This window comes from Streptomyces cinnamoneus (genome assembly GCF_002939475.1).
Classification (GTDB): Bacteria; Actinomycetota; Actinomycetes; order Streptomycetales; family Streptomycetaceae; genus Streptomyces; species Streptomyces cinnamoneus_A.
In genome coordinates, this window is record NZ_PKFQ01000001.1 from 1,428,516 (window position 1) to 1,445,665 (window position 17,150).

Genomic DNA, 17,150 nt, shown 5'->3' on the forward strand with positions numbered 1-17,150 from the left:
TCCCTGGTGGGGGCGCGCTTGCGCGGCGACCGTGGAGACATGACCACCACGCGCTCGCACACCCCGCTCCGCCATCTGGGCCCCAACTGGTACGCCACCGTCATGGGCACCGCGATCGTCGCGTCGGCGGGCGCGGCGCTGCCCGGGGACACCGGCGGGCTGCGCGGCGCGTTCGAAGCCGTCTGGGCCGTGGCGGCGCTGGCGCTCCTCGTCCTGCTCGCCGCCCGGGCCGTCCACTGGGCCCGCCACCCGGACCAGGCCAGACGGCACCTGGCCGACCCGGCCGTGGCGCCCTTCTACGGGTGTCTGGCCATGGCGCTGCTGGCCGTCGGCGGGGCCACCCTCTCCGTGGGCTCGGGCGTGATCGGCGCCGACGCCGCGGTCCGCGCCGACGCCGTCCTGTGGGTGACCGGCACCGTCGTCGGGCTCGGTGCCGCCTGCGCCGTCCCGTACCTGATGGTGACCCGGCACCGGGTGGCGCCGGGTGACGCCTCCCCCGTCTGGCTGCTGCCCGTGGTGGCCCCCATGGTCTCCGCCGCGCTCGGCCCCGCCCTCGTGCCGCACCTGCCCGCCGGGCAGTGGCGGGAGGCGATGCTGCTGGGCTGCTACGCGCTGTTCGGGGCGAGCCTGCTGGCGACGCTCGTCATCCTGCCGGTGGTCTTCTCCCGGCTCGTCCACCACGGGCCGCTGCCGCTCGCGCTGACGCCGACGCTGTTCCTCGTGCTCGGCCCGCTGGGCCAGTCCACCACCGCCGTGGGCAACCTCGCCGACGTCGCGCCGGGTGCCGTGGGGCAGCCGTACGCGCGGGCGATGGCCGGCTTCGCGGTCCTCTACGGCGCACCCGTGATCGGCTTCGCCCTGCTGTGGCTGGCCCTGGCCACGGCCCTGGTGGTCCGCGCCTTCCGGGGCGGCATGGGCTTCGCGATGACCTGGTGGGCCTTCACCTTCCCCCTCGGCACCTGCGTCACGGGCGCCGCCGGACTGGCCCGCCACACCGGGCTGGAGGCGTTCACGTGGCTGGCGGTCGGGCTGTACGCCGTGCTGGTGGCCGCCTGGGCCGTCGCGGGCGCCCGGACGCTGGCCGGGCTGCTCAGCGGCGGGCTGCTCGCAGCGCCGCGGCCAGCACCTGTGGCGCTCGGGTCAACGACGGTCCGTACCACGTGAGGTGGCGGCCGCTGACCAGCGCGCACGGCAGGCCGGGGAACGCCTCCGGCCCGTCGTCGCGCGTGAAGCGGTAGGGCTCGTCGGGGAGCACGACCAGCTCCGCGCCGCAGGCGTTCAGCTCGTCGAGGGGGACGCGCGGGTAGCGTTCGGCGTGCCCGGCGTGGACGTTGGCCACGCCGAGACGGGCCAGCAGGTCGCCGGCGAAGGTGTCGCTGCCGAGGACCATCCAGGGTCTGCGCCACACGGGCACGACGGCCCGCAGCAGGGGCCCGGGGGCGCTCACGTCCCGCCAAGCGTCGCGCGCGTCGGACAGCCACGCGGGCGGGCGCAGCCCGCAGCCGCGCACGAGGACCCGCTCCAGTTCCCTGAACGCCTGGTCCAGCGTGCGGATCCCGGTGACCATGACGTCCAGTCCCGCGGCGCGCAGGGCGGCGAGGTCGGGCGCCCGGTTCTCCTCCTCGTTGGCGACGACGAGGTCGGGGGCGAGCGCCACGACACGGGCCACGTCGGGGTTCTTGGTGCCGCCGATCCGTACGACGTCGAGCCCGGCGGGCTCCTCGCACCAGTTCGTGGCCCCCACGAGCAGCCCGGGCTCCGTGACGGCCACGGCCTCGGTCAGCGAGGGCACGAGGGAGACGACACGGCGTACGGCGGGACGGCCGCTCAGCGAGCTCACCGCCCCACCGTACGCCCGGTCGCGCGGACGGTCAGCCGGTGACGGGCGCCAGTTTGTCGATCAGGCCCGGGCGGGCGTCCAGCCAACGGCGGGCGGAGTCCTTCTCCTTGCCCTTGCCGCCCTTCTGGACCGCGGCCTCCAGGGAGGACAGGTCCGCCTCGGACATCTTGAAGTTCTTCAGCCACCCGGCGACGCGGGGGAAGTCGCGGGCGAAGTCCTTCTTGCCGACGGCGTGGATCTGCTCGCCCTCGCCCCAGGCGCCCTTGGGGTCCTTGAGCTTCTTCAGGTCGTAGGTGCCGTACGCCCAGTGCGGGGACCACAGGGTCGTGACGATCGGCTGCTTCTTCTTGATGGCCCGGTCCAGCTCGGCGAGCATCGTGGACGTGGAGGACGAGACGACCTTGTACTCGCCGTCCAGGCCGTACTCCTTGAGGACCTTGTCGTTGAGCTTGCCCATCATGCCGGCGCTCGACTCGATGCCGACGATCTTCCCGCCGAACGTTCCGGCCTTGCCCTTGAGGTCCGCCAGGGAGTCGACGTCCTTGACGTAGGAGGGAACGGTCAGTTCCAGGGACGTGGGCCCGTACCAGGCGCCGAGGTCGGCGAGCTTGTCGCCGTAGCGTTCCATGTACTGCTGGTGCGTGGTGGGCAGCCAGGCGTCGAACTGGACGTCCATCTGGCCCTGGGCGAGGGCGGTGTAGAGGGGGCCCGGGTCGAGCTGCTTGACGTCCGGCTTGTAGCCGCGGTCCTCCAGGATGTTCTGCCAGAGGTAGGTGGAGGCGACGGCCTCGTCCCAGGGGAAGTAGCCGAGCTTCATCCGCTGGCCCTGTCCGACGTTCTCACCGGCCGCGACGGCCTGCCGTCCGCCGTCCCCGCCGACGAGCTGCACGCCGCCCGCGACGAGCGCGAGGACGACGACGCCGACGGTGGCCACGGCCGTGCCCGGCCGGTAGCGGAGGACCTTGGCGGAGGCGAGGCCGCGGGCGGGGGCGGCCTCCTTGGCGGAGGCGCGGCGGCCCAGCGGGGAGACCCGCTTGCCGAGCGCGCCGGTCATCCGGTCCAGGTACATGGCGAGGACGACGACGGCCAGGCCGCTCTCGACGCCGCCGCCGATGTCGACCTGGGTGACGGCCGCGTACACCGACTCGCCGAGACCTCCGGCGCCGGCCATGCCGGCGATGACGACCATGGACAGCGCCAGCATGATGACCTGGTTGACGCCGGCCATGATCGTGGGCAGGGCGAGGGGCAGCTGGACGCGGGTGAGGGTGTGGCGCGGGGTGGTGCCGAAGGCCCGGGCGGCCTCGACGAGTTCGGCGTCGACCTGGCGGATGCCCAGCTCGGTCATGCGGACGCCGGGGGGCATCGAGAAGACGATGGTGGCGATCAGGCCCGGCATGGGGCCGATCGAGAAGAACATCACGCCGGGGATCAGGTAGACGAAGGCGGGCATCGTCTGCATGACGTCCAGGACGGGCCGCAGCACCGCGCTCACCCGCCGGTCGCGGGCCGCCCAGATGCCCAGGGGCACGGCGAGGACGAGCGTGATGACGCTGGCGACGAGGATGAGCGAGAGCGTCGCCGTCGCCCGGTCCCACAGGCCGAACGAGTCGATGAGCGCCAGGCCCGCGAAGGCGAGCACGGCGGCGGGCAGGCCCCGCAGCCACCAGGCGACGACGGCGAGGATGCCGGCCATGAGCAGCGCGTCGGGGGCGCCGAGGGTGGCGTTGACACCGTCGTACATGCCGCTCAGGACGGTGTTGACGGCGTCGAAGAGCCAGGAGAGGTGGGCCTGGAGCCAGGAGACGGCGTGCTCGGCCCAGCCACCGAGGTTGATCCTAGGCACGGGCGGTCACCTCCCCCTCGGTCTTCGCCGCTTCGGGCGCGGCTCCGCCCGGCTGCGGCGCCTCGCCCAGGGCCGCGAGCATCCGGTCGCGGGTGACGACGCCGGCCAGCTCGCCGTCCTCGCCGGTGACGGCGACGGGGGCGTCGCTGAGCGAGAAGGGGGTGAACAGCTCGGAGACGGGCGTCGCGGTGCCGACGGCCGTGGTGCCCTCCGGCACGCCGGCCGGCTCGTCCATGATCGAACCGGCGGTGAGCACCCGGGAGCGGTCGACGTCCTGGATGAAGGAGGCGACGTAGTCGTTCGCGGGGCGGACCAGGATGTCCTCGGCGGTGCCGTTCTGGACGATCCGGCCGTCCCGCATCACGGCGATGCGGTCGCCGAGGCGCATGGCCTCGTTGAGGTCGTGGGTGATGAACACGATGGTCTTCTTGAGCCGCTTCTGGAGGTCCAGCAGCTGGTCCTGCATGTCGCGGCGGATCAGGGGGTCCAGGGCGCTGAACGACTCGTCCATCAGCAGCAGGTCCGCGTCGGTGGCGAGCGCGCGGGCGAGGCCGACGCGCTGCTGCATGCCGCCGGAGAGCTCGTCGGGCCAGGAGGTCTCCCAGCCCTTGAGACCGGCCAGCTCCAGGGCCTGGGCGGCGCGCTCCTCACGCTCGGCGCGGGGCAGGCCGCGCACCTCCAGGCCGTAGGCGGCGTTCTCCAGCACGCTGCGGTGCGGGAACAGCGCGAAGTGCTGGAAGACCATGCTGATGTTCCGCGAGCGGACGTCGCGCAGCTCGGCCGGGGTCAGGGCGGTCAGGTCCCGCCCGTCGTAGAGGACGCGTCCGGCGGTGGGGTCCGACAGGCCGTTGAGCATGCGCAGCAGCGTGGACTTGCCGGATCCCGACAGTCCCATCACGACGAAGATCTGGCCGGCCTCGACCTCGAACGACGCGTCGATGACCGCCGCGGTGGTGCCGTCCGCGCGCAGCTCGTCACGGTCTGCGCCGTCCTTGAGTCGCTGGACGGCGGCTTCGGGTCGTCTGCCGAACACCTTGTAGAGATGCTCGGCCTTCAGCCTGGACACATAAACCTCTCGGGTCGAACTACGGACCGCCTCCCCCTCCCCTGGCGGGTCCACTCCGGCGTCGCGCCTGCCCCGGGTCATCCCGGGCAAACGGAACGTGATCCGCTTCACATTCCGGCGGGGTGGTTGTCAGTGCGGTGCGGCATGATCGGTCCGTGACCCGACGCCTGATGCTCCTCGACACCGCCTCCCTGTACTTCCGCGCCTATTTCGGGGTGCCGGAATCGGTGAAGGCCCCGGACGGCACGCCCGTGAACGCGGTGCGCGGCCTGCTGGACTTCATCGCCCGCCTGGTCCAGGACCACCACCCCGACGACCTGGTGGCCTGCATGGACTTCGACTGGCGCCCGCAGTGGCGGGTGGAGCTGATCCCCTCCTACAAGGCGCACCGGGTGGCGGACGAGGTCGTGGGGGCTCCGGACGAGGAGGAGACGCCGGACACGCTCTCCCCGCAGGTCCCGGTGATCGAGAGCGTGCTGGACGCGCTCGGCATCGCCCGCGTGGGAGCCGTGGGGTACGAGGCCGACGACGTGATCGGCACGCTGGCCGGGCGGTCCGCGGGCCCGGTCGACATCGTCACCGGCGACCGCGACCTCTACCAGCTGGTGGACGACCGCCGCGGGGTGCGGGTGCTGTATCCGGTCAAGGGCGTCGGCACGCTCCAGGTGGTCGACGAGGCGGTGCTGCGGGAGAAGTACGGGGTGGACGGCCCCGGCTACGCCGATTTGGCCCTGCTGCGCGGCGACCCCAGCGACGGGCTGCCGGGCGTGCCCGGCATCGGCGAGAAGACGGCGGCCAAGCTGCTGGCGTCCTTCGGCGACCTCGCCGGGATCATGGCTGCGGTCGACGACCCGGCGACGAAGCTGAGCCCGGCGCAGCGCAGGCGGCTGGACGAGGCCCGCCCCTATCTGGCGGTGGCGCCGAAGGTGGTGCGGGTGGCCTCCGACGTGCCGCTGGCCCCGTTCGACGCGGCCCTGCCGGCGGCGCCGCGCGACGCCGAGGCGCTCGACGCGCTGGCCGGACGCTGGGGGCTGGGCGGGTCGTTGCAGCGTTTGCTCACCGCCCTCGAACGATGACCTGTTAGGTTAGGCAGACCTAACTTTTATCAGGGGATCAGGGGAGACAGCCATGGCAGACCGTCCGGCACGCAAGGGACCCCGGCTCAACCGCGCCCGGGTGCTCCGCACCGAGCGGCTGACACCGCACATGGTGCGCGTGGTCCTCGGCGGCGAGGCCCTCGCGGACTTCGGCGCCGGCGAGCACACCGACCACTACGTCAAGCTGCTCTTCCCGCTGGAGGACGTGACCTACCCCGAGCCGTTCGACATCGAGGCCGTCCGCCGCGACATGCCCCGCGACCAGTGGCCCCGGACGCGGACGTACACGGTGCGCTCCTTCGACCGAGAGGCCCGCGAGCTGGCCGTCGACTTCGTGATCCACGGCGACGAGGGCCTCGCCGGGCCGTGGGCCGCCCGGGTCCGGCCGGGCGAGGAGGTCCTCTTCCTCGGCCCCGGCGGCGCCTACGCCCCCGACCCGGCCGCCGACTGGCACCTGCTGGTGGGCGACGAGAGCGCCCTGCCCGCGATCGCCGCGTCCCTGGAGCGCGTCCCCGAGGGTGCACTCGTCCACGCCTTCGTCGAGGTCGCGGACGCCGGCGAGGAGCAGAAGCTCCAGCTGCCCGCCGGCGTGGAGGTCACCTGGCTGCACCGCGCGGACCGTCCCGTCGGCGCCGCCCTCGTCGAGGCGGTGCGCTCGCTCGACTTCCCCGCCGGCGACGTGCACGCCTTCGTGCACGGCGAGGCCGGCTTCGTGAAGGAGCTGCGCCGCCACCTGCGCATGGAGCGCGAGCTGCCGCGCGAGCGGCTGTCGATCTCCGGCTACTGGCGCCGGGGGCACGACGAGGACGGCTGGCAGGCGTCCAAGCGCGAGTGGAACCAGCAGGTCGAGGCCGAGCAGGAGAGCGGCCCGGCGGGCACCGCGGCCTGACCCTCGCCCCCGGAGCGGCGGGCCGCCGCGGATAGGGTCGGGCCCATGAACCGAGTCCGGACAGCCCTGGCGGCCCTCGTCGTGGCCGCCTTCGCCCTGCCCCCCGCCGCCACGGCGACCGCCGCCCCGTCGGGCTCCGACGACTCCGACAGCTCGGGCTCCTCCATATCGAGCCGGGGCACGACGCAGCGCGGCCGCGAGATCACCTTCACGGTGACGACCAGTCAGTCCGTCCTGGACGACAACGGCGGCCGGCTGACGGTGGAGTCGCCCGCGTTCGCCAAGAAGCTCACCCTGAAGGCGAAGCGTTTCCGGGAGGGCAAGGACGGCTCGCTCTACACCCAGGTCGCGGGGATGGTCCTGTGTGACATCCAGCCGGGCACCTACCCGGTGGAGCTCAAGGCCGGCGACGACGAGCCGGAGGACACGGACGAGATGACGGTCGTCGCGGACATGGATCCCGGCAACCGCGACTTCTGCGACAGCCCCCGCAACTACGACGAGGTCGTCGACCGGACCAGCGAGACGGCCCCCGACGACGACTCCGATGACGACGACACCACCATCGGACCCGGCGCCCTCGCGGCGGTCATCGCGGGCACGGCGGCCCTGGCGGCCGCCCTGGCCTCCGCGGCGACCTACCTTCTGACGCGCCGGCGCGGGCGCGGCGGTGACGGCGGCAGCGGTGACGGCGGCAAGGGCGAGACCCCGCAGGACCCCAAGCCCTGAGCCCGGCGCCCCGGGCCGCCCCGCCCCGGGGCCGGGCCCCGGCAGCAAGAACCCACCCGGGCCCACGGCCCCCGAGGAGCGCCCTCGCAGCGGGGCGCCCCTCATGTCGTCCGGGCGGCGGCGAGGCCTCCTCAGCCCACCGACGAGTACGCCACCACGCCCCGCAGCAGCCCCTCCACCGCCCGGCGCGCGTTCCGCGCGACCGGGCTGCTGGACGGAGCCGCCGCCGCGATCTGCCCCAGCACGTCGATCAGCTGCTTGGACCAGCGCACGAAGTCACCCGCGGGCATGTCGATCTCCCGCAGCACCTCGTCCAGGCCGTGTCCCGACGCCCAGCGGTACGCGGGCCAGGCGAAGCCCAGGTCGGGCTCCCGCTGGCCGACACCCTCCGCCTGGTTGATCTTGTGCTGCTCCTCCAGGGCGTCCAGCCGGCCCCAGATGCGGACCATCTTGCCGAGCGCCTCCTTGGCCGCCCCGGCGGGCAGCTTCGGCGGCATCGCGTCGTCGGCGGCACGGGCCTCGTACACCAGCGCCGAGGCGCAGGCCGCCAGCTCGGCGGGGCCCAGACCGTCCCACACCCCCTCACGCAGACACTCGGAGGCCAGCAGGTCCAGCTCGCCGTAGAGCCGTGCCAGCCGCCGGCCGTCCTCCGTGACCTCGTCACCGTGGAGATAGTCGAGGTCGGTCAGCAGGGCACAGATCCGGTCGAAGGTGCGGGCGATGGTGTTCGTACGCCCCTCGATGCGCCGCTCCAGCTGACGCGTGTCGCGCTGGAGGCGGTGGTAGCGCTCGGCCCAGCGCGCGTGGTCCTCACGCTCGTCACAGCCGTGACAGGGGTGGGAACGGATCGCGGCACGCAGCCGGGCGATCTCGGTGTCGTCGGCGGCGGCCGCACGGGACTTGCGGTGCCGGTCCGGCACCAGGTGCCCGGCCTTCGTGCGCAGCGCGGACGCGAGGTCGCGACGGGACTGGGGGCTGCGCGGATTGAACGAGCGGGGGATGCGCATCCGCTCCAGCGGCTCCACCGGCACCGGGAAGTCGATCTCGGCCAGCCGCTTGACCTGCCGCTCGGCCGTGAGGACCAGCGGACGGGGCCCGTCGTGGTAGTCGAAGCCGCGATGGCGGTCCGAACGGGCGGGCGCCACCCCCGGGTCCAGCACCAGCGCCAGCCCGGCGTACTTGCCCGTGGGCACGTGGATGACGTCACCGGGCTTGAGCCGCTCCAGCGCCGCCGCGGCCGCGGCCCGGCGCTGCGCCGCGCCCTGCTTGGCCAGCTCGGTCTCCCGGTCCTTCAGCTCGCGGCGCAGCCGGGCGTACTCGTCGAAGTCGCCGAGGTGGCACTCGATGGCCTCGCGGTAACCGGCCAGCCCCTCCTCGTTCTTCTGTACCTGCCGGGAGATGCCTACGACCGACTTGTCCGCCTGGAACTGGGCGAAGGAGGTCTCCAGCAGCTCCCGCGAGCGGTGCCGCCCGAACTGGGAGACCAGATTGACCGCCATGTTGTACGAGGGCTTGAAGCTGGAGCGCAGCGGGTACGTGCGCGTGCCGGCCAGGCCGGCGAGCGCGGCGGGGTCCATGCCGCGCTGCCACAGCACCACCGCGTGGCCCTCGACGTCGATGCCGCGCCGCCCGGCACGACCGGTGAGCTGGGTGTACTCGCCGGGGGTGATGTCGGCGTGCTGCTCGCCGTTCCACTTCACGAGCTTCTCCAGCACGACCGAGCGGGCGGGCATGTTGATGCCCAGCGCCAGCGTCTCGGTGGCGAAGACGGCCTTGACCAGGCCCTTGACGAACAGTTCCTCGACGACCTCCTTGAAGGTCGGCAGCATGCCCGCGTGGTGCGCGGCGATGCCGCGCTCCAGGCCCTCCAGCCACTCGAAGTAGCCCAGGACGTGGAGGTCCTCGTCGGGGATGGCGGCGGTGCGCTCCTCGACGATGGCGCGCACGCGCGCGCGGGCCTCGTCGTCGTTGAGCCGCAGGCCCGCGTAGAGGCACTGCTGGACGGCGGCCTCGCAGCCGGCGCGGCTGAAGATGAAGGTGATGGCGGGCAGCAGACCCTCGGCGTCGAGCCGCTCGATGACCTCGACCCGGCTGGGGGTCCAGATGCGGCTGCGCTGGCGGCGCTCGCGCTCGCGCTCGGCCTCGCGGACCATCTTGCCGCGGCGGCGCTCGCGCGGGTTGTAGGTGCGGCTGTTCTCCATGCGGGCCAGGCGCACCAGGTCCGGATTGACCTCGCGGCGGCTGCGGCCCCCGTCGGGCGTCGCCTTCTCCTCGAAGAGGTCGTACATCCGGCGGCCGGCCAGCACGTGCTGCCACAGGGGGACGGGCCGGTGCTCGGAGACGATCACCTCGGTGTCGCCCCGCACGGTGTCCAGCCAGTCGCCGAACTCCTCGGCGTTGGAGACGGTGGCCGACAGGGACACCAGGGTCACCGACTCGGGGAGGTGGATGATCACCTCCTCCCAGACGGCGCCGCGGAAGCGGTCGGAGAGGTAGTGCACCTCGTCCATGACCACGTGGCCCAGGCCGACGAGGGTCTGCGAGCCCGCGTAGAGCATGTTGCGCAGGACCTCGGTGGTCATCACGAGCACCGGGGCGTCGGCGTTGACGCTGTTGTCACCGGTCAGCAGGCCGACCTTGGCGGCGCCGTAGCGCTTGACGAGATCGCTGTACTTCTGGTTCGACAGCGCCTTGATGGGCGTGGTGTAGAAGCACTTGCGCCCCTGGCTCAGGGCGAGGTGGACGGCGAACTCGCCCACGATGGTCTTTCCGGAGCCGGTCGGCGCCGCGACCAGCACCCCCTTGCCGGCTTCCAGGGCCCGGCATGCCTCTATCTGGAAGGGGTCCAGCTCGAAGTCGTACATCTCGCGGAAGGGGGCGAGTGCGGTGGCCTGCTCGGCGGCGCGCTGCCGTGCCAGGGCGTAGCGCTCAGCAGGGGACATGTCCTCGGTCATCTTGCTCACGAGCCTACCGGGGACCTCTGACAGCCACCCGATCTTTATCGCGCTCCCAGGAGCCGCACGGCGCCGGGCACCGTCTCGGCCGTCAGGGGCAGGGGCCCCAGCGGCTCGCCATCCGCGTAGCCGGTGACGTCCTCGGCCTCCAGGGTCACCCTGGCGGCCCGGTGGGTGGTCACCGCCGGGTGGGACAGGTGGGTGCCCCGGTACACCTTCGGGAAGACGCGCAGCAGGGTGGAACGGCGGCAGGGACCCACGACCGTGATGTCGAAGAGCCCGTCGTCCGGCCGGGCGCCCGCGCAGATGCGCATGCCGCCGCCGTAGGAGGAGCTGTTGCCGACCGCGACCAGGGTGGCCTCGATCCGCTGCTCGGGCCCGTCGTCGAACCGGACGCGGTAGGGGATGGGGCGCAGCGCGGCCAGCTCGGCGATCAGCGCGGCGTCGTAGCGCAGCCGTCCGGTGGGGAAGCGCATCCGGTTGCCGCGGTCGTTGACCCGCGAGTCGAAGCCGGAGGCCAGGACCGTGCCGAAGTACGTCTCCCCCACCCTGCCGAGGTCGACGGGCCGGCCGCCGTCGCCCTTGAGCTCCCGGGCGACGAGGCGGGCGGCGGCCTCCGGGGCGCGTACGGGCAGGCCGGTGGCGCGGGCGAAGTCGTTGCCGGTGCCGACGGCGATCACGCCGAGCGGGGTGAGGGTGCCGGCCACGGCCCGCAGGGCGAGCGAGACCATGCCGTCGCCGCCGACGGCCACCAGCGCGCCGGTCCCGGCGGCCACCGCCGCGCGCGCCCGGCGCAGCGCGTCCTCGGCGTCCTCGCCCAGCACGGTGCGCACGTGGAACCCGGCCTCGCGCAGCACCCGGGCCGCGGGCCGGGCGGCGTGGGCGCCGCGGCCGCGGCCCGCCGTGGGGTTGACGAATAACGTGATGTCGCAGGTCACGCCGGGACCCTACCGGTAGTCGGCGGCCGGGTACGACGAAGGGCGGCCGCTCGGCGGCCGCCCTCGGCATCCCGGCCCCCAAGGGGCGGCGGCCGGGTCAGGTCACGTCGTCGTAGCCGGCGCGGTGGTGGGCGCCCTGCTCGGACAGCGGGGGCAGCGGCTCGGAGTCGCCGAGGGGCTGGGGGGTGAGGTCCAGCGGGGCGGCCTCGTCGTCGGAGAGCAGCCGGTCGGGGTTCGCCTCACGCTTGCGCCGGTCGTTCAGCAGCGCGACGCCGACGGCGATGAAGTAGAGCACGATGATCGGGCCGGCCAGCAGGAACATCGAGAACGGGTCCACCGTCGGCGTGGCCACGGCCGAGAAGACCGTGACCGACATGATCATGCCGCGCCACCAGCCGAGCATCCTGCGGCCGCTGAGGACGCCACCGAAGTTCAGCATCATCAGCAGCAGGGGCAGCTCGAAGGAGAGCCCGAAGACGACCACGAGGCGCGTGACGAGGTCGATGAGCTCGTCCAGCGGCAGGAGGTTGTCGACACCGCCCGGGGTGAACTCGATGAGGACCTTGGCGGCGGAGGGCAGGACCTTGTACGCGAAGAAGCCGCCCGCGGCGAAGAGCGGCACGCCGGCCGCGACGAAGCCCAGCGCGTACTTCTTCTCGGTCTTGTGCAGCCCGGGCGCGAGGAACGCCCACAGCTGGTAGAGCCACACCGGGCTCGCCAGCACCAGGCCGGAGACCAGGGACACCTTCACCATCAAGGTGAACGGTCCGACCAGTCCCGACATCGTGATGCTGGCGCACTGCTGCCGGCTGTCCTTGTTGGCCAGCTCGGCGAAGGAGATCTTGCAGCCGATCGCGTCCTGGATCGGGTGTTTGAAGACCTCGATGATGTCCCGGTAGTAGAAGGCGGCCACCACGGCGACGACGACGATCGCGAGGACCGACTTCGCCAGCCGGTTGCGCAGCTCACGCAGGTGCTCCCCGAGCGGCATCCGCCCCTCGGGGTCCTTCTCCTTCTTGCGGGCAGACTTGAGCAACCCACGTCCCTATCTCGTGCGGCAGACGGTCGCCTTCGGGCGGCCGTCTCAGTCTGTCCTGGGTCAGCGCTGCGTCGTACGGTCGGTGGGCTCGCCCACCGGGCGGGAGGTGACGTCGCCGGGCGCGGCCTTGATGGTGCGCGGGCCCTGCTCGCCGGCGGGCGGGTCCGAGGGGGCCGCGGCGTTGTCCTGGCCGTCGGACTTCATCGCCTTGGCCTCGCTCTTGAGGATGCGGGCGGACTTGCCGAGGGAACGCGCCATGTCGGGAAGCTTCTTCGCCCCGAACAGCAGGACGACGACGACGAGGATGAGGATGATCTCGGGAGCTCCGAGCCGTCCGAACATAAGCGTGTACCTTCTCACCGAAGCGGGATGGGGGTGGGGCCGGCGGCCGATCGGACAAATATCCATCAGCCGTACGCCAGCGATCGTAACGCGCAGGGGTGAACGCCGGGCAATCCCTGTGCATACTCCCGTCGCGGCCCTCCGCCTCGTCACCAGAGCCGCCTCGACCAGACTACCGTCCGCCCCGAAACCGCAGCAGGCCGCAGGCGTCCGCCCGGCCGGCTCAGCCCTCGCGCGGCAGCTGCGCGGCCAGCGGCGTCGCGGCCCGCTCCAGGTCCTCCGCGGCCCGGGTGATCCGCCGTGACGCCTCCGCCACCTCCCGGGACAGCCGGCGGACCTCGGCGAACACCCGCACGGCGAGGATCCCCAGCACCGCGGTGCCACAGAAGCCGAGAGCGATGGCGAGCATGGGCCAGAACATGGGACGAGCCTATCGACGGGGAGGGAAATGCACGGGAATGACCAAAATGTCGCGTTCGATCGGCGGAGCGGACCTCAGGCGGTGATGTGCAGCCGCAGGGTCCGCACTCCCCCGCCGGTCAGCAGCTCCACGATCCGCTCCCCCGCCGGCTTGCGGACGGCGGAGCCGCAGTCGGGGCAGGTGAAGGAGTAGAAGGTCGTGCGGTCGCTGGCACCGATGGCCAGCCGCAGCGCCCCCGCGGCCAGCTCGAAACGGCCCCGGCAGTCGGGGCACGCGGCCTTGAAGACCGCGGCCGCCACGGCCGTCACCGACGTCTGCGTCATCCCCGGCGCCCCTCTCCCCGCCCCGCTCCCGTGCCCTTCACTCGCCGTACGCCGCCAGCGCCTCGCGCGCCGCCTCCCGCGCGCTGTCGGCCAGCTCCGGCGGGGAGACGATCCGCCCGTCCCGGCCCAGACGCAGCGCCAGCCGGCGCAGCGACGCCGGGTCGGGCGTGCGCAGCGTGATCCTCAAGGCCCCCTCGGGCAGCTCCTCGGCGCTGTCGTGCGGGTAGTACTCGGCGACCCAGCGGCCGCCGGGGCCCACCTCGATGACGACCTCGGGGTCCTCCACGGCGGGCTGCACCAGCCCCTCGGACAGGTCCCGCAGCTCCACGCGCGGCGGGTCGCAGGGCTCGTCCAGCAGCCGGATCTCGGCCACCCGGTCCAGGCGGAAGGTCCGCCGGGCCTCGGAGAGCCGGCACCAGGCCTCCATGTAGGTGTGGCCGACGGCGAACAACCGGATCGGGTCGACCTCCCGCTCGGTCAGCTCGTCGCGGGCCGGGGAGTAGTACCGCAGCCAGACCCGGCGCCGCTCGGCGATGGCCCGGTCCACGTCGGCGAAGACGCCGCCCTCGGACTCGAAGCTGACCGACAGCCGGGAGCTGGCCTCGGCCGCCTCCCCGGCCGCGGCCTCGATCTTCGCGGTGGCGCGCACCAGCGCCTGCCGGTCGCTCTCGCGCAGCCCCGGCAGGGTCGCCACGGCACGGGCCGCCACCAGCAGGGCGGTGGCCTCGTCGGCGGCCAGCCGCAGCGGCTCGCCCGTGCTGGTGGACGACGCGTCGGGGTTGTGCCACCAGATGCGGTCGCCGTCGGTGTCGATGTCCAGCAGGTCACCGCCCCGGAAGCTGGTGCCGCACATCGGCAGCACGTCGAGGTCGCCGATCAGCTCGTCCTCGGTGATCCCGAAGGCACGGGCCACGTCGGCCACCCGGGCACCGGGCCTCTCCCGCAGGTAGGTGACCAGCGACAGCATCCGCCGGGTCTGGTCAATGGCGTTGCCTGCCATCAGAAGTCGACTCCCGTTCCTCTCAGCCCTTGGCGACGGCGCGCAGCCGGTCGACGACGTCGGCCCGCAGCTCGGCGGGCCCGAGCACGATCACGTCCGGACCGAACTCCACCAGCCAGGCGTCCAGCCCGTGCCCGTACGGAATCTCCAGCTCGTCCCAGCCGTCACCGAGCTCGCGCGAGGACAGGGCCCGGGCGCGCAGCGGATAGCCGTGGCCCGTGCGCACCCTGATGCGGGCGGTGCCGGTGGCGGTCTCGCCCGCCCAGCTCTCGACCGTCTCGCGCACGGTGACGTGGTCGGGGACGGGCGCGGTGAAGGCCAGCGCCCGGGAGCGCACCTTGCCGGTGATCCGGGAGAGCCTGAAGACCCGCTCGGCCTGCCGGTCGCGGTCCCAGCCCGCCAGGTACCAGTGGCCGCGCCAGCACTCCAGGGCCCAGGGCTCGACCCGGCGCTGCTCGGGGTGGGCGGCGCTGGCCTTGCGGTAGTCGAAGACGACGGGCCGCCGGTCACGGGCGGCGAGCATCAGCGGCTCGAACGCGGCCTCGTGGACCGGGATGCGCGTCTCCAGGGCACTGGTCGCGCCGTAGGGGTCCTCGGCCAGCGGCATCCCGGCGGCGCGCAGCTTCTGCAGCGCCCCGCTGGCGGCGCCGGCGAGCCGGGCCTGCTGCCAGACCTTGGCGGCGAGGCCGAGGGCGGCGGCCTCCTCGACGTCGAGGGTGATGGGAGGCAGGCGGTTGCTGTCACGGCGGGCGAGGTAGCCGGTCTCGCCGTCGACGCCCTCGACGGTCTCGATGATCAGGCCCAGCTCGCGCAGGTCTTCCTTGTCCCGCTCGAACATCCGGTTGAAGGCGTCGTCCTTCCCCGGCTCGCCTCCGGCCGTCGCGGCCTCGATGTAGGCCTCGATGGAGGCGCGCAACTCCCCCTTGGTGAGCGGCCGACGCGTGCTCAGCAGGCACAGCGCCAGGTTCATCAGCCGCTCGGCCTTGGCAATCGCCATCGACGCCCTCTCTACTTGTGCTCTCAACCGATGACCGTACCGCTCGCCGGTCGTACGACAAAAGCCGAGGGCCCGTGCCAGGCAGGCACGGGCCCTCGGCCTTCGATCACCCGGGGCTCAGACGCCCATCAGGTCGCAAACGAAGATCAGCGTCTCGCCCGGCGCGATGCGGGGGCCACGGCCGCTGTCGCCGTAGGCGAGGTGGGCCGGGATGACCAGCTTGCGGCGACCGCCGACCTTCATGCCCTCCAGGCCCCGCTCCCAGCCCTCGATGACGTGGCCGGCGCCCAGCGGGAACTCGAGCGGCGTGCCGCGGTTCCAGCTCGCGTCGAACTCCTCACCGGTGGAGAAGGCCACGCCGACGTAGTGGACCTTGACCATGTCGCCGCGCTTGGCGGCCGGGCCGTCGCCCTCCCAGATGTCGGTGATCTCCAGGTCGGCGGGCGCCGGGCCCTCCGGGAAGTCGATCTCCGGCTTATCGATGCTCACGAACGTGCTCCTACGAACGGAATGTGATGACAACCGTGCAATTCTGGCAGACCGCGACCAGCGGATCAGACCTTGCCCACGATGTCCACGACGAAGACCAGCGTGTTCTTGTCCAGACCGCTCTGGGCCTGACCCTCGTAACCGAACTTCGGCGGGATCACCAGCTCGACACGGTCACCGACGTGCTTGCCGACCAGGGACTTGTCCCAGCCCTGGACGACCGACCCCGTACCGATCTGGAAGGCCGTCGCACCCGAGTGGTCCCAGGAGGAGTCGAACTTCTGACCGTCCTCCCACTTCACCCCGGTGTACTGGGCGATCAGACCGTCACCCGCCTTGATCTCCGGACCGCTGCCCTTGATCAGCAGCTGCTCCTTGAGGTCCGTCGGAGGCTTCTCACCCTTGGGGATGGTGATGTCGGCGGCCTTCTGCGCGTTGGCCTTGACCTCCGGCATGCCCTCCTCGGGCTTCGCCTGCTCGCCCTTGGCCTCGGTCTTGGAGTCGACCTTCTGCGCACCCACGACGTCGATCACCCACACCAGACCGTCCTCCGGCTTGACGCCGGCCTGCGGGTTGAGCTGGTCGCCGATGAGCGCCTTCGCCGTGCCCTCGACCTCGATGCGGCTGCCCGCCTTCTGGCCGATCACCGCGTCCAGCACCTTGGCGGGCATCTCCTGGCTCGGCTGACCGAGCTGCTGCACCAGCTGTCGGCGCGGCCCGCCCGCCTGCGACTTGTCCTGCGTCGCCCAGGTCCCACCGAGGGTCTTGTCGTCCTTCATGGTCTGCCCGGCGAAGTCCAGCCGGACGAAGGAACCCTTCTCCGCCTTCTCGCCGCTGCCCTCGGTCAGGGTCTTCACAACGAGCTTGTCCGCCGGCTTGGCGTCCTTGGGAACGGAGATCTCGGGCTTCTCCCCGAACTTCCCCTCCACCGTCACCTTGGCGTCGGAGGAGCCTTCGCCTTCGGAACCGCACGCCGCGGCGGACAGCAGCAGGACGGGCACGGCCAACGCCGCAGCGAGGCGACGCGCGTTCTTCGTGTGGTTCATGAAGTCCAACTCGGGCTATAGGGGTCGCTGAGCAGTGCCCGTCACTCTACGGCCTGAATCCCGCCGATCAACCCCGTCCGACACGGATGTGCGCCGGGTCCGGTGGACCCGGCGCACATCCGTGCCCTTCACGG

Annotated in this window: 17 protein-coding genes; 4 read left to right on the forward strand and 13 right to left on the reverse strand. The window is 72.6% G+C overall.

Annotated elements, in window-relative coordinates:
* Window positions 1–39: 39 nt before the first annotated feature.
* Window positions 40–1,164, forward strand: a complete 1,125-nt coding sequence (locus CYQ11_RS05710; protein WP_099202155.1) for a TDT family transporter — start codon at window positions 40–42, stop codon at window positions 1,162–1,164.
* Here the strand turns inward: CYQ11_RS05710 and CYQ11_RS05715 are convergent.
* From CYQ11_RS05715 to CYQ11_RS05725, 3 genes are read right to left on the reverse strand one after another with little or no spacing between them, the layout of a single operon-like run.
* Window positions 1,091–1,831 carry a helical backbone metal receptor gene (locus tag CYQ11_RS05715; RefSeq protein ID WP_099202231.1) on the reverse strand — a complete coding sequence of 247 codons (741 nt, stop codon included), beginning with the start codon at window positions 1,829–1,831 and terminating at the stop codon, window positions 1,091–1,093. The two genes, CYQ11_RS05710 and CYQ11_RS05715, sit on opposite strands and share 74 nt — an antisense overlap.
* 40 nt (window positions 1,832–1,871) lie before the next feature.
* On the reverse strand, window positions 1,872–3,686 hold the full coding sequence (locus CYQ11_RS05720; protein ID WP_099202154.1) for an ABC transporter permease/substrate binding protein: 1,815 nt from the start codon (window positions 3,684–3,686) through the stop codon (window positions 1,872–1,874).
* On the reverse strand, window positions 3,679–4,752 hold the full coding sequence (locus CYQ11_RS05725; RefSeq protein ID WP_240003662.1) for a quaternary amine ABC transporter ATP-binding protein: 1,074 nt from the start codon (window positions 4,750–4,752) through the stop codon (window positions 3,679–3,681). The genes CYQ11_RS05720 and CYQ11_RS05725 overlap by 8 nt, the downstream gene beginning before the upstream one ends.
* Window positions 4,753–4,922: 170 nt before the next feature.
* Here CYQ11_RS05725 and CYQ11_RS05730 point away from each other — a divergent pair, with 170 nt between their 5' ends.
* Genes CYQ11_RS05730 through CYQ11_RS05740 form a run of 3 tightly spaced genes read left to right on the forward strand, consistent with a single transcriptional unit; the run spans window position 4,923 to window position 7,467 of the window.
* On the forward strand, window positions 4,923–5,828 hold the full coding sequence (locus CYQ11_RS05730) for a 5'-3' exonuclease (RefSeq protein ID WP_099202229.1): 906 nt from the start codon (window positions 4,923–4,925) through the stop codon (window positions 5,826–5,828).
* 52 nt (window positions 5,829–5,880) lie between these two features.
* Window positions 5,881–6,738: a siderophore-interacting protein gene (locus tag CYQ11_RS05735; RefSeq protein WP_099202152.1), complete on the forward strand. Its 858-nt coding sequence runs from the start codon at window positions 5,881–5,883 to the stop codon at window positions 6,736–6,738.
* 45 nt (window positions 6,739–6,783) lie between these two features.
* The gene (locus CYQ11_RS05740; protein ID WP_099202151.1) at window positions 6,784–7,467 is read left to right on the forward strand and encodes a hypothetical protein; all 684 of its coding nucleotides are present in this window, start codon (window positions 6,784–6,786) and stop codon (window positions 7,465–7,467) included.
* 131 nt (window positions 7,468–7,598) lie between these two features.
* Here the strand turns inward: CYQ11_RS05740 and CYQ11_RS05745 are convergent, their stop codons facing one another.
* From CYQ11_RS05745 to CYQ11_RS05790, 10 genes are all read right to left on the reverse strand, one after another.
* Complete coding sequence (locus CYQ11_RS05745; RefSeq protein ID WP_099202227.1) at window positions 7,599–10,421, reverse strand: DEAD/DEAH box helicase; 2,823 nt, start codon at window positions 10,419–10,421, stop codon at window positions 7,599–7,601.
* A 44-nt stretch (window positions 10,422–10,465) separates the two neighbouring features.
* Window positions 10,466–11,359: a diacylglycerol kinase gene (locus CYQ11_RS05750; RefSeq protein ID WP_099202150.1), complete on the reverse strand. Its 894-nt coding sequence runs from the start codon at window positions 11,357–11,359 to the stop codon at window positions 10,466–10,468.
* A 97-nt stretch (window positions 11,360–11,456) separates the two neighbouring features.
* Window positions 11,457–12,395: a twin-arginine translocase subunit TatC gene (tatC, locus tag CYQ11_RS05755; RefSeq protein WP_099202149.1), complete on the reverse strand. Its 939-nt coding sequence runs from the start codon at window positions 12,393–12,395 to the stop codon at window positions 11,457–11,459.
* Window positions 12,396–12,458: 63 nt separating this feature from the next.
* Window positions 12,459–12,740, reverse strand: coding sequence for a Sec-independent protein translocase subunit TatA (gene tatA / locus CYQ11_RS05760; RefSeq protein WP_099202148.1), 282 nt, complete (start codon window positions 12,738–12,740; stop codon window positions 12,459–12,461).
* Window positions 12,741–12,963: 223 nt separating this feature from the next.
* Entirely contained in the window at window positions 12,964–13,161 is a 198-nt protein-coding gene (locus CYQ11_RS05765; protein ID WP_099202147.1) for a hypothetical protein, read from the reverse strand.
* Between the two features lie 74 nt (window positions 13,162–13,235).
* Complete coding sequence (locus tag CYQ11_RS05770; protein WP_099202146.1) at window positions 13,236–13,484, reverse strand: hypothetical protein; 249 nt, start codon at window positions 13,482–13,484, stop codon at window positions 13,236–13,238.
* Between the two features lie 37 nt (window positions 13,485–13,521).
* A complete protein-coding gene (locus CYQ11_RS05775; protein ID WP_099202145.1) occupies window positions 13,522–14,484 on the reverse strand; it encodes a helix-turn-helix transcriptional regulator in 963 nt (320 codons plus the stop codon).
* A 22-nt stretch (window positions 14,485–14,506) separates the two neighbouring features.
* On the reverse strand, window positions 14,507–15,481 hold the full coding sequence (locus CYQ11_RS05780; protein ID WP_099202144.1) for a helix-turn-helix transcriptional regulator: 975 nt from the start codon (window positions 15,479–15,481) through the stop codon (window positions 14,507–14,509).
* A 117-nt stretch (window positions 15,482–15,598) separates the two neighbouring features.
* Window positions 15,599–15,970, reverse strand: a complete 372-nt coding sequence (locus CYQ11_RS05785) for an FKBP-type peptidyl-prolyl cis-trans isomerase (protein ID WP_099202143.1) — start codon at window positions 15,968–15,970, stop codon at window positions 15,599–15,601.
* A 65-nt stretch (window positions 15,971–16,035) separates the two neighbouring features.
* The gene (locus CYQ11_RS05790) at window positions 16,036–17,016 is read right to left on the reverse strand and encodes an FKBP-type peptidyl-prolyl cis-trans isomerase (protein WP_099202225.1); all 981 of its coding nucleotides are present in this window, start codon (window positions 17,014–17,016) and stop codon (window positions 16,036–16,038) included.
* Window positions 17,017–17,150: the final 134 nt, after the last annotated feature.

Coding starts and splice junctions, on each gene's coding strand:
- CYQ11_RS05780 (WP_099202144.1), bottom strand. CDS start 15,481: ATGGCGATTGCCAAGGCCGAGCGGCTGATGAACCTGGCGCTGTGCCTG.
- tatA (WP_099202148.1), bottom strand. CDS start 12,740: ATGTTCGGACGGCTCGGAGCTCCCGAGATCATCCTCATCCTCGTCGTC.
- CYQ11_RS05740 (WP_099202151.1), top strand. CDS start 6,784: ATGAACCGAGTCCGGACAGCCCTGGCGGCCCTCGTCGTGGCCGCCTTC.
- CYQ11_RS05710 (WP_099202155.1), top strand. CDS start 40: ATGACCACCACGCGCTCGCACACCCCGCTCCGCCATCTGGGCCCCAAC.
- CYQ11_RS05790 (WP_099202225.1), bottom strand. CDS start 17,016: ATGAACCACACGAAGAACGCGCGTCGCCTCGCTGCGGCGTTGGCCGTG.
- CYQ11_RS05775 (WP_099202145.1), bottom strand. CDS start 14,484: ATGGCAGGCAACGCCATTGACCAGACCCGGCGGATGCTGTCGCTGGTC.
- CYQ11_RS05745 (WP_099202227.1), bottom strand. CDS start 10,421: ATGACCGAGGACATGTCCCCTGCTGAGCGCTACGCCCTGGCACGGCAG.
- CYQ11_RS05765 (WP_099202147.1), bottom strand. CDS start 13,161: ATGTTCTGGCCCATGCTCGCCATCGCTCTCGGCTTCTGTGGCACCGCG.
- CYQ11_RS05735 (WP_099202152.1), top strand. CDS start 5,881: ATGGCAGACCGTCCGGCACGCAAGGGACCCCGGCTCAACCGCGCCCGG.
- CYQ11_RS05730 (WP_099202229.1), top strand. CDS start 4,923: ATGCTCCTCGACACCGCCTCCCTGTACTTCCGCGCCTATTTCGGGGTG.
- CYQ11_RS05770 (WP_099202146.1), bottom strand. CDS start 13,484: ATGACGCAGACGTCGGTGACGGCCGTGGCGGCCGCGGTCTTCAAGGCC.